This window comes from Methylocystis sp. NC52PC (assembly GCF_055698645.1).
In genome coordinates this window covers 2302145-2313978 of the sequence record NZ_CP170127.1, presented here as the reverse complement: position 1 = coordinate 2313978, position 11834 = coordinate 2302145, and the positions used below count along the sequence as shown (strand labels likewise).

Annotated in this window: 8 protein-coding genes; 7 read left to right on the top strand and 1 reads right to left on the bottom strand. The window is 65.3% G+C overall.

Annotated elements, in window-relative coordinates:
• The first annotated feature begins 365 nt into the window (after nt 1–365).
• The 6 genes from ACETII_RS13145 (at nt 366) to ACETII_RS13120 (ending at nt 8724) form a co-directional block, all read left to right on the top strand.
• Entirely contained in the window at nt 366–2159 is a 1794-nt protein-coding gene (locus ACETII_RS13145) for an acyl-CoA dehydrogenase C-terminal domain-containing protein (protein ID WP_472785798.1), read from the top strand.
• A gap of 162 nt (nt 2160–2321) precedes the next feature.
• Entirely contained in the window at nt 2322–3530 is a 1209-nt protein-coding gene (locus ACETII_RS13140) for an acetyl-CoA C-acetyltransferase (protein ID WP_472785797.1), read from the top strand.
• A 106-nt stretch (nt 3531–3636) separates the two neighbouring features.
• Nucleotides 3637–5844, top strand: coding sequence for a 3-hydroxyacyl-CoA dehydrogenase NAD-binding domain-containing protein (locus ACETII_RS13135; protein WP_472788168.1), 2208 nt, complete (start codon nt 3637–3639; stop codon nt 5842–5844).
• A gap of 187 nt (nt 5845–6031) precedes the next feature.
• Entirely contained in the window at nt 6032–6856 is an 825-nt protein-coding gene (lgt, locus tag ACETII_RS13130) for a prolipoprotein diacylglyceryl transferase (protein WP_472785796.1), read from the top strand.
• On the top strand, nt 6853–7932 hold the full coding sequence (locus ACETII_RS13125) for a class I SAM-dependent methyltransferase (RefSeq protein ID WP_472785795.1): 1080 nt from the start codon (nt 6853–6855) through the stop codon (nt 7930–7932). The genes lgt and ACETII_RS13125 overlap by 4 nt, the downstream gene beginning before the upstream one ends.
• Before the next feature lie 12 nt (nt 7933–7944).
• Entirely contained in the window at nt 7945–8724 is a 780-nt protein-coding gene (locus tag ACETII_RS13120; RefSeq protein WP_472785794.1) for a purine nucleoside phosphorylase YfiH/LACC1 family protein, read from the top strand.
• 12 nt (nt 8725–8736) lie between these two features.
• Here the strand turns inward: ACETII_RS13120 and ACETII_RS13115 are convergent, their stop codons facing one another.
• Nucleotides 8737–9786 carry a TonB family protein gene (locus ACETII_RS13115; protein WP_472785793.1) on the bottom strand — a complete coding sequence of 350 codons (1050 nt, stop codon included), beginning with the start codon at nt 9784–9786 and terminating at the stop codon, nt 8737–8739.
• 209 nt (nt 9787–9995) lie between these two features.
• Here ACETII_RS13115 and ACETII_RS13110 point away from each other — a divergent pair, with 209 nt between their 5' ends.
• Nucleotides 9996–11663, top strand: a complete 1668-nt coding sequence (locus ACETII_RS13110; RefSeq protein WP_472785792.1) for a multicopper oxidase family protein — start codon at nt 9996–9998, stop codon at nt 11661–11663.
• Nucleotides 11664–11834 lie beyond the last annotated feature (171 nt).

Sequence of the window (11834 nt, the reverse complement as noted above, 5' to 3'; positions counted from 1 at the left end):
TTGCGGATGGCTCGAGAGAAGAGTGAACGAAAACAACCCGTGGGTCGGCTCGACAGCGCCCGCGAATCGGAGCGTTAACCATAGATGGCCGAGACGGCGCCGTGAGCGACTTTCCTCTGTTTGCGGTAAACAAGCCGTTAAAGCTCCGGCAATCTGTCAACCTTCGTTCATGTTTACGAAACAAATGATTAGCCATGCTCGCCTTATTCCGTTTCGGGCAAGCCGCCGCGCCTATCGGTAAACCACTTGAGCTATGTTCACGCCCCTATTGCGCGCGCCACGCGCCCTCTCTACCTAAGACGCGAACGGCGTCTCCTCCGGGCCGCGCACAGCGACTGGGAGTCGACCTTTGGCGGGAGAAATCGATGCCGAGCTATAGAGCGCCTGTTGACGACACGCTTTTTCTCCTCAACGACGTGCTGCAGTTTCAGCGTTTCGGCAATCTGAAAGGATTCGCCGACGTCAGCCCCGACGTTCTCGCCCAGATTCTCGGCGAAGCCGGCAAGATTTGCGAAGAGATCCTCGCTCCGCTCAACCAATCCGGCGACGCCAATGGCTGCCGGCGCGACGCCGACGGCGGCGTGACGACGCCCGCCGGCTTCAAATCGGCCTTTCAGGCCTACGCCGAGGGCGGGTGGATCAGCCTGCCCGTGCCGGAGGAATATGGCGGTCAAGGCCTGCCCTTCACGTTGTCGACGCCGATGAGCGAATATGCGTCTGCGGCGAATATGGCTTTCGCCATGTATCCGGGCCTGACGCAGGGCGCGCTGGCCGCGCTGCTCACCCATGGTTCGGAAGAGCAGAAACGGCTTTACGTTCCCAAAATGGCCGAAGGCCGCTGGACCGGCACCATGAATCTGACGGAGCCGCAGTGCGGCACCGATCTCGGCCTCCTGACCACCAAGGCGGTTCCGCGCGGCGACGGCTCCTATTCGATCACGGGACAGAAGATTTTCATCTCCGCCGGCGAACACGACCTTGTTGAAAACATCATCCATCTCGTGCTCGCGCGCATCGAGGGCGCGCCGGCGGGCGTGAAGGGGATATCGCTCTTTATTGTGCCGAAGATCTCCGTGAACGCCGACGGTTCGCTGGGCGCGCGCAACGGCGTCTCCTGCGGCTCCATCGAAGAGAAGATGGGCATTCACGGCAACTCGACCTGCGTGATGAATTACGACGGCGCGCAGGGCTTTCTCGTCGGCGAAGCCAATCGCGGCCTCAACGCGATGTTCGTGATGATGAACGAGGCGCGGCTCGGCGTCGCCATTCAGGGCCTCGCGCAATCGGAAGTCGCCTATCAGAACGCCGTCGCCTATGCGAAGGAGCGCCTGCAGGGCCGCGCCCTGTCGGGACCAAAATACCCGGACAAGAAAGCCGATCCCATCATCGTGCACCCGGATATCCGCCGCATGCTCATGGAGATCAAGGCGTTCAACGAGGCGGCGCGCGGGTTGACGCTCGCCGCCGCGCTCGACAGCGACGTCGCGCATCGCTCGGAAGACGCCGCGGCGCGGCAGGCGGCGGAAGATCGGCTGAGCCTGATGACGCCGGTGCTGAAGGGCGTGTTGACGGATATCGGCTTCGACAATGCGGTGAAGGCGCAGCAGGTCTTCGGCGGCCATGGTTACATTCGCGAATGGGGCATGGAGCAGTTCGTGCGCGACGCGCGCATCGCCATGATCTACGAGGGCGCGAATGGCATTCAGGCGCTCGACCTCGTCGGCCGCAAATTGCCGCGCGAGGGCGGCCGCGCGATCATGGCCTTCTTCAGGGACGGCGCCGAACTGCTGCAGTCGCATGGCGACAAGGAGGCCATGAGGCCCTTCGTCGCGCCGACCCAGGCGGCGCTGAACGACTTGCAGAAGGCGAGCATGTGGCTCATGCAGAATGGGCTCGCCAAGCCCGACAACGCCGGCGCGGCGTCCTATGACTATATGCATCTCCTCGGCCGCGTCGCGATGGCGCTGATGTGGGTCAAGATCGCCGCCGTTGCGCTGGACAAGAAGGCGCGTGAGCCCGATCAGGCCGCGCGCATGGACGCGAAGCTCGTCACCGCGCGCTTTTACATGGAGCGGATGCTGCCGGAGACGTCGCTGCGACTCGCGCGCATTGGCGCCGGCGCCGACACGATGATGTCGCTTGCGCCGGAGATGTTCTAGGGCGCGCGGGGCAGGACTTGAACACCGAGCGGCGCAACCAGGCGTCGCGCAAGGAAATGACAGCCTCGCCGCCCCCTCCCTCCCCTTTTACGGGGAGGGTGGCCCCGCGAAGCGGGGTCGGGCGGGGTCCGCGCGAGAGAGAAGAAAACGAGAGGAAACGTCATGCCCGAGGCTTATATTTACGACGCCGTCCGGACGCCGCGCGGGCGCGGCAAGCCGGATGGTTCGCTGCATGAAGTATCCTCGCTCGGCCTCGCCAATACGGCGCTGAAGGCGATCAAGGCGCGCAACAATCTTCAAGGCCCGGAAGTCGACGACGTCATTCTCGGCTGCGTCGATCCCGTCGGCGAGGCGGGCGGCGACATCGCGCGCGCCGCCGCCATCGCTTCCGGCTACACGTACAAAGTCCCGGGCGTGCAGATCAACCGCTTCTGCGCCTCGGGCCTCGACTCGGTGAATTTCGCCGCCGCCGAAATCATGTCGGGCCAGCACGAGCTCGCGATCGGCGGCGGCGTCGAATCGATGAGCCGCGTCGGCATCGGCGCCTCGGGGGGCGCCTGGTCGGTCGATCCGACGATCGCCATTCCCTCCTATTTCATGCCGCAGGGCGTCTCCGCCGATCTCATCGCGACGAAATACGGTTTCTCGCGCGACGACGTCGACGCCTATGCCGTCGAGTCGCAAAAGCGCGCAGGAGTGGCGTGGCGGGAGGGCCGCTTCGCCAAATCCATCGTGCGGGTGACGGATGTGAATGGCGTTACGCTGCTCGATTACGACGAGCATATGCGCCCCGACACCAATATGCAGGCGCTCGCGAGCCTGAAGCCGTCTTTCGCCTTCTACGCCGAACAGGGCGGCTTCGACGCCGTGGCGATCCAGGCCTATCCGGCGATCGAGAAGCTCAATTACGTGCATCACGCCGGCAATTCGTCGGGCATTGTCGACGGCGCGGCGGCGGTGCTCGTCGGGTCGAAAGAAGCGGGCGACAAGATCGGCGCCAAGCCCCGGGCGCGCATTCGCGCTTTCGCCAACATCGGCTCAGAGCCCGCGATCATGCTGACTGGCCCCGTCGACGTGACGCGTAAGGTGCTCGACCGCGCCGGCATGACGCTCGACGACATCGACCTTATCGAAGTCAACGAGGCGTTCGCCGCCGTCGTGCTGCGCTATCTGCAGGCCTTCGATCTCGATCCGGCGAAGGTCAATCCCAATGGCGGCGCCATCGCCATGGGCCACCCGCTCGGCGCAACCGGCGCGATGCTCGTCGGCGTGGCGCTCGACGAACTGGAGCGCACCGGCAAGTCCACCGCGCTGGTGACGCTTTGCATCGGCGCGGGCATGGGCACGGCGACGATTATCGAACGGGTGTGATGGAACATGCGCAGGCGGCAGTGCGAACAAAGCGCCGCCATCCAACGTCGCCCAGGAACATCGTCGCCTTCTAGAGTGACGAATGGATCGAATTGAGGACACTGAAATGACCCTCGCCAATTTCCGCTTCGAGACCGGCGCCGACGGCGTGGCGCTCCTCACCTGGGACATGCCCGGCCGCTCGATGAACGTCATCACGCCCGAGGTGATGAGCGAACTCGAACAGGTCGTCGACACGGTCGTCGCCGACGCTGCGATCAAGGGCTGCGTGATCGCCTCCGGCAAGAGCGCTTTTTCCGGCGGCGCCGATCTCTCCATGTTGCAGCAGGGCGCGGCCGAATATGCCAAAGCGCGCAAGGAGCAGGGCGAGGAAGCGGCGAACAAGCTGTTTTTCGAGACCTCTCGCAAACTCTCGAAGCTCTATCGCAAGTTAGAGACCTGCGGAAAGCCCTTCGCCGTCGCGATTCAGGGCGTCTGCCTGGGCGGCGCGTTCGAGCTGGCGCTCGCCTGCCACTACCGCGTGATGGCGGACGACGAAAAGACCAAGGTCGGCCTGCCGGAGATCAAGGTCGGGCTTTTCCCCGGCGCCGGCGGCACGCAGCGCGTTTCGCGCATCATGCAGACCGGCGACGCGCTGCAATTCCTTTTCCGCGGCGACCAGCTCAAGCCGAAAGCGGCGCTCGGCGCCAAGCTCGTGCACGAAATTGCGCCGCGCGAAGAGATCGTGGCGCGCGCGCGGGCGTGGATCGCCAATGGCGGCAAGGCGCAGGCGCCGTGGGACGCCAAGGATTTCAAAAACCCCTCCGGCAAGGTCTTCTCGCCGACCGGCATGATGATCTGGCCGGCGGCCAACGCCATCTATCGCCGCGAAACCTACGATAATTATCCGGCCGCCAAGGCGATTCTGCATGCGGCCTATGAAGGGCTGCAACTGCCGATGGATCAGGCGCTCGACGTCGAGTCGCGCTGGTTTGCGCATATTCTGCGCTCGAAGGAAGCCGCGGCGATGATCCGCTCGCTGTTCCTGTCCAAAAACGAACTCGAGAAGGGCGCGCATCGGCCTGCTGAGATTCCGCCAACGACGCTCAAGAAGATCGGCGTTCTCGGCGCAGGCTTCATGGGCGCGGGCGTCGCTTATGTCAGCGCGCTGAACGGGATTGAGGTCGTGCTCATCGACCGCGACCAGGAAAGCGCCGACAAGGGCAAGGCGACGATCGACAAGCTCATTTCAGGCTCCGTCGCCAAAGGGCGCGCCACGCAGGCGGATAAAGACGCGCTGATGGCGCGCGTGACCGCGACCGCCGATTACGCCGCGCTTGCGGGCAGCGACCTCATTCTGGAGGCGGTCTTCGAGGATCGCGCCGTGAAGGCGGAAGCGACCGCGCGGGCGCAAGCGGTCGTCGGCGGCGACGTCGTTTTCGGCTCCAACACCTCGACCCTGCCGATCAGCTCGCTCGCCGAGACCTCGATGAGTCCGGAGAACTTCGTCGGCATTCATTTCTTCTCGCCGGTCGAGAAGATGCTCCTCGTCGAAGTGATCATGGGCAAGGAGACGGGCGACCGGGCGCTGGCGGCCGCGCTCGACTTCATTCGCATCATCAAGAAGACGCCGATCGTCGTGAACGATTCGCGCGGCTTCTATGCGAACCGCTGCGTGCTGAATTACGTGCGCGAAGGCCAGATCATGCTCATCGAGGGCGTGCCGCCGGCGATGATCGAGAATGTCGCGCGCATGGCCGGCATGCCGGTCGGGCCGCTCACGCTCAATGACGAAGTGGCGCTCGATCTCGGCTGGAAAATCCTCAACGCCACCAAGAAAGATCTGGGCGACAAGGCCGTCGACCCGCGCCAGGAGCGCGTGCTGCGCTTCATGGTCGAGGAAAACGGCCGCTATGGCCGCAAGAACGGCAAGGGCTTTTACGACTACCAGCCCGACGGCAAAAAGAGCTTGTGGCCTGGGCTCTCGGCGCTCGCCCAGACCCATCTCGACCCCGACACGATCGATGTGACGGAATTGAAGCAGCGCTTCCTCGTCACGCAGGCGGTGGAGGCGGCGCGCACCCTCGCCGAGGGGGTCGTCACCGACCCGCGCGAAGCCGATGTCGGCTCCATCCTCGGATTTGGCTTCGCGCCCTTCACCGGCGGCACGCTCTCTTACATCGACGGCATGGGGGCCAAGGCCTTCGTCGCGCTCTGCGACGCGCTCGCCGCCCGCCATGGCCCCCGCTTCGAACCGCCGCAACTGCTTCGCGACATGGCGGCCAAGGGCGAGACGTTTTACGGGCGATTCCTGCCGCAGAAGAAGGCGGCGTAACCCCTTCCCGGCTGGCCGTCGTTCGGGCGTTGACCGCGCGCCTTCCCTCTCCCGCTCGCCGGGGGAGGATAGGGAGGGGGCGCGCGCTCCACGCGGCCCGCCTCACAGGGCATGACATCCCCTTCAGCCGCCGCTAAAAGATTAACGCGGCGCGGGCCTGAGTCGCGCGCCCGTCCGGACCCTATTGATGCCCTTTTTCGTCCTGCCCTTCCCCATCGTCGATCCGGTCGCGGTTCAGCTGGGCCCGTTGCCGATCCGCTGGTATGCGCTGGCCTATATCGGCGGCTTTGTTTGCGCCTGGATCGGCATGCGCCTGCTCGTCAGCGACGACGCGCTTTGGGCGCCGGGGCAGCCGCGGCCAAGTCAGGCGGGCATAGACGATCTCATCGTCAACACCGCGCTCGGCGTCATCATCGGCGGGCGGCTCGGCCATGTGTTGTTCTATGATCCATCTTTCTACCTCTCTCACCCGCTCGAAATCCTTCAAACCTGGAAAGGCGGCATGGCCTTTCACGGCGGGCTGATCGGCGCCGTGATTGGCATGGCGCTCTTTGCGCGCAGCCATGGCGCGCCCTTCCTCACCGTCGCGGATATTTGTGCGGCGGTCTCCCCCATTGGCCTTTTCTTTGGTCGTCTCGCCAATTTCATCAAGCCGGAGATGTGGGGGCGCGAGACCGACGTTCCCTGGGCCATGGTTTTTCCGCCCGCGGGCGACGCCCCGCGCCATCCGAGCCAGCTTTATGAAGCCGGACTCGAAGGCCTCGCGCTGTTCGCGCTGCTGTGGCTGGTGGCCCGCGCCGGCGGCCTGAAGCAACCCGGACTTGTCACCGGCCTGTTCGGGATCGGCTATGGATTCGCCCGAATTTTCTGCGAATTCTTCCGCGAGCCGGACCCGGTGCAGGAGGCGCTGCCGCATGGCCTGACCATGGGCATGGTCCTCTCCCTGCCGCTCATCGTCGCCGGCGCGGCCATCGTCCTCTTTTCGCTGCGCCGTAGGAGCGCGCCCGCATGAATCCGTTGAAACAGGAGATTGCGGCGATGATCGCCCATGACGGGCCGATCTCGCTCGAACGCTACATGGGCCTCTGTCTCGGCCATCCGCGCTACGGCTATTACATGACCCGCGATCCCTTCGGAGCCGGCGGCGATTTCGTCACGGCGCCGGAAATCAGCCAGATGTTCGGCGAGCTTCTCGGCGTCTGGGCGAGCGAGGCCTGGCGCCTGTCGGGCGCGCCCGATCCCGCGCGGCTGATCGAACTGGGTCCTGGACGCGGCACGCTGATGTCCGACGTGCTGCGCGTCGCGCGCATCGCGCCCGACTTCCTCGACGCCATCATCGTCCATCTCGTGGAGATGAGCCCGGCGCTGCGCCGAATTCAGGAGCAGACGCTCGCCCGGGCGGCCAAGCCCGTGAGTTGGAGCGCCGACATCGCCGACACGCCGCCCGGCCCCGCGATCATTCTGGCCAATGAGTTCTTCGACGCGATGCCCGCGCGTCATTTCGTGCGGACCATCACCGGCTGGCGCGAGCGGCTTGTCGGGGTCGACGCCTCCGGCGACCTTGTTTTCGGACTGTCCGACCAGACCGAGCCCTCTCTCCGTATTCCCGCCCGCGAGGGGTCGATCATCGAAGTGAGCGCCGTCGCGCAGCGGATCATGGGCGAGATCGCGGCGCGGCTCGTGCGCGAGGGCGGCGCGATGCTCGTGATCGACTATGGTTATACCGAGACGTCGCTCGGCGACAGTCTTCAAGCCGTCGCGCGGCATGCGTATGTCGATCCGCTCGCCGAACCCGGCGAGGCGGATTTGACCGTCCATGTGGATTTCGCGGCGCTCGCCCGCGCCGCGCGCGCCGAGGGCGCCAAGGTGATGGGGCCGGTCACGCAATCGCATTTCCTGCTGCAACTCGGCATCGAGCGACGCGCTCAGTCGCTGATGAAGAAGGCGACGCCCGAACAGGCGCAGGGAATCGTCGACGCGCTCGACCGGCTGACAGGCACGAAGGAGCCCCGCCAGCATATGGGCGGCTTGTTCAAGGTCATGGCGGTGACGCACCCCGACATGCCAGACATGCCGGGCTTCATCTAGGGAGGATGCATCATGACGGCGCCGCCCGCGCTTCAGGCCGCCAACCTCGATCTGCCCGGCGTGCGCCACGCCTTCTTCACCCGCGAGGGCGGCGTCTCCGAGGGAGTCTATGGCTCGCTCAATGGCGGCGTCGGCTCGAAGGACGAGCCAGCCCGCGTGCAGGAGAACCGCGCCCGCATGGCGGCGCGCGTCGACGTGACGCCGGAACGGCTGCTGGTTCCGTTCCAGATTCACTCCGCAGACGCCCAGACCGTGCGCGAACCCTGGCCCGCCGAGGCGCGGCCGCGCTGTGACGGGCTCGTGACGCGCGAAGCGTCGCTGGCGCTCGGCGTCACCGGGGCCGATTGCGGCATGCTGCTGTTCGCCGACGCGCGGGCGGGGGTGATCGGGGCCTGCCACGCGGGCTGGAAAGGCGCCTTCACCGGCATGATCGAGGCGACCATCGCCGCCATGGAGGCGCAAGGCGCGCGGCGCGCCGATATCCACATTGCGCTCGGGCCGGCGATCGGCGCCGCGAGCTATGAAGTGGGACCGGAGTTTTCGGCGCGCTTTCTCGACGCGGATCGCGGCAATGCGCGCTTCTTTTCTCCGTCAGAGCGCGTGGGACATTCCTTCTTCGATCTGCAAGGCTTCATCGCGGCCCGCGTCGAACGGCTGGAGGTCGCCTCCTTCGAGGCGCTGGGCGTCGACACTTATGTCGACGAAGCCCGCTGCTTCAGCTACCGGCGCAGCGTCCATCGGCAGGAGCCCGACTACGGGCGGCTGGTTTCGGCGATCGCGCTGGCCGGTTGACGGCGAAGAGCGCTACTTCGTCGCGTAGGTGAACAGCATCGCATGCGGCAGGCCGCGCGGCGGCGCCGGGAAAGGCGCGGCGGCGCGGACGGCGGCGAGCGCGGCGGCGTCGAGGTCTGGCAGGCCGCTGGTCTTATAGACGGCCTGATGGGTCAGATTCCCCATCTCGTCGATGTAAAAAGCCACGACGCCCCGGCTCGACATCGGGATTTCGCGCACCCGCGCCGGAATCCGCATATGCGGCATGATGAGGCCGTAGAGGATCGACAGATAAGTGGTCTTCGCCTGGCCGCCGCCCACCGGCGAGGTCTTCGGCGGCGCGGCCAGTTTGAAATCGGGGAGCGGCGCGAGCGCCGCCACCTGATCGGCGATGGTGTTGGACTGGCCCTTCTTCGCCGCCTTCGTATCCTTCGTCACCGGCTTTTCCGTCGGCGTGGGCGTCTTTTCGGCGCGCTCGATGATCTCGGCGTCCGGCTTGTCCTCGATCGCCTTTTCGGGCGCGGGCTCGGGCGTCTTGTCGCCGTCGGCCTCGTCGGTCGCGTCTTTCAAGCCCTCGGGCTTTTCGTCCTTGGGCGCGACCTTTTCCGTCTGCGGCTCGTTGCGCGGCGTCTTCGCCTCTTTCTGCTCTTCGGGCGAGTCCCGTTCGCTCTTGGCCTTGCTCTCGAGCTTGGGCGCGTCGGTCGCCGGCTTCTCGTCCTCCACGGGCGGAGGCGGGGGCGGCGGCGGCTTCTGTTTTTCCTGCTCAGGCTGCGGCGGCTCCGGCGGCGGAGGCGGCTCCTCCTTCTTCTCCTCCGGCGGCGGCGGCGGTTCAGTGATCACTTCGACCGGGGTTTCCTCGACGGGCGGCGCAAATTCGGTGCGCCGGTCCTCCCACAGCAGGAAGGCGACGATCGCAAGATGGAGGAGAAGGCACAGAAGAATGAACGCCAGAAAGCGCGGACGCGGCGTCACGCCGCCGCGCAGGCGCGGATCGAACAGCCGTTCCATTGCGACAGCGGCGATCGCTGCGCCACGCGGCTTCTGTCTAACCGTTTCGTTCATCTCGCAGGAGAAACCCTTCACCCTGCCGCCGCCCGTACCTCAGCCGAAGGTGAAATCGTGGGGTCGAATGTGCCACAGCCCGCGCCATTCGCAAACCTTCTGGGGTTTTTTGCGGCGCGCGCCTGCGCCCATGCCGCCTTATGACGCAGGCGCCGGGGCCGCGAGAATGCTTATATTCAAGTCAGCTAATAAAAAAGAGCGGGCCACGCCCGCGAGAGGGAACGCACTGAATGGCCAAGACCTTCGAGATCAACCGACGCATCTTCCTGTGGTCTGGAGCGGCGCTCGCGGCGTCGGCGACCAGTCTCGCGCAGACCCCGGCCCGACGTGCGCCGCGCGCCGCGAGCGAGACGTTCAAGCCCGATGTCGACATCGAACTCATCTGCCGGCGGGACCAGGTTCCGATTCTTCCCGGCAAACCCACCCAGGTCTGGCGCTATGCCGGCAATCTGCTCAACGGTCCTCCCCAGACGCTGACGCCGATGCCCGACAGCTACCTTGGGCCGCTGATGCGCTTTGAAAAAGGCCAGAGGGTGCGCCTCCGGCTGCGCAACGAGCTCCCGGAACAGACGATCACCCATTGGCACGGCCTGCACGTTCCGATGGAGGCTGACGGCCACCCCATGGCCGCGATCGAGCCCGGCGAGACCTATGTCTACGAATTCGACGTGCGCAATCGCGCGAGCCTCAATTTCTATCACCCCCATACGCATGAGGCGACGGCGACGCAGGTCTATCACGGGCTTGCCGGCGGCCTCATTGTGGAGGACGAGGAAGAGCGCGCGCTCGGCCTACCCTCGGGCGCATATGAAATTCCCCTCGTCCTCCAGGACCGTTCCTTCGACGACAATAACCAGCTCGCCTATTGGGGCGGCATGCATCGCGACATGTTCGGCTTTTATGGCGAGCGAATTCTCGTCAACGGGCGGCCGGATTTTCGGCTGGAGGTCGACAGCCGCGCCTATCGGTTCCGAATTCTCAACGGCTCGAATGCGCGCATCTACAAGCTGCTCTGGGACGACGGTACGCCGCTGACCGTCATTGGCGTCGACGGCGGGCTCCTGGAGAAGCCGGAGCGGCGCCCTTATGTGATGCTCGCCCCCGCCGAGCGCGTCGATCTGTGGGTCGATTTCAGCGGACGCGCGGTGGGCTCCAAACTCGTCATGCGCAGCGGCGCATTCGAGGGGCTCGTGCCGCCCATGGCGCAGCGGATGATGGGAAGCGGCCTCTTCGTTGGCGACGAATACCCGCTGTTCACGGCGACTGTCGCGCGCGCGGTGAGCGACAGTCCCAAACTGCCCGAGAAGCTCTCGACGATCCGGCGCTATCGGCCCGACGACATCGCCAATCGCGACACGCCCCGGCCGATCGAATTATCCATGGGCCATATGGCCGTCATGCTGAATGGCCGCGTCTATGGGCATGACGACGTCATGGATATCGAGCGCATCCCCGTTGATACGGTGCAGCTCTTCGAAATTTACCACGCGCAGGGCGGCGGCAGGGGCATGGGCATGGGCATGGGAATGGGGATGGGAATGGGAATGGGCGGCAGGGGCATGGGCGGCATGGGGATGCGCCGCATGGGAATGGGCGGCGGCATGATGGGCGGCGGCATGGGGATGATGGGCATGATGAATATGGCCCATCCCATACATCTGCACGGCCAGCCCTTCGAGATTTTGAGCCGCAGCTATGAGGGCGATGACCCCGAAGCCTATGCGACGATCCGCGAGGGCCTCATCGACAGCGGACTGAAGGATACGGTGCTCGTCGCGCATGGCGAGACGATCCGCATCGCCAAGCCTTTCGGCGATTTCAAAGGCCGCTTCATGTATCACTGCCACAACCTCGAACATGAGGACATGGGGATGATGCGGGAGTTTTCAGTGGAGTAAGAACGCGAGTAAGAGCCCGGAAATCAGCAATTGTTCTGAGCTTAAGGGGCCTCGTCCTTCGAGACGCGCGCGTTGCGCGCTCCTCAGGATGAGGCCCTATGTTACTTTTGCAAAAGGAGAAGCCCCTCATGCTGAGGAGCCTGCGAAGCAGGCGTCTCGAAGCACGAGGGG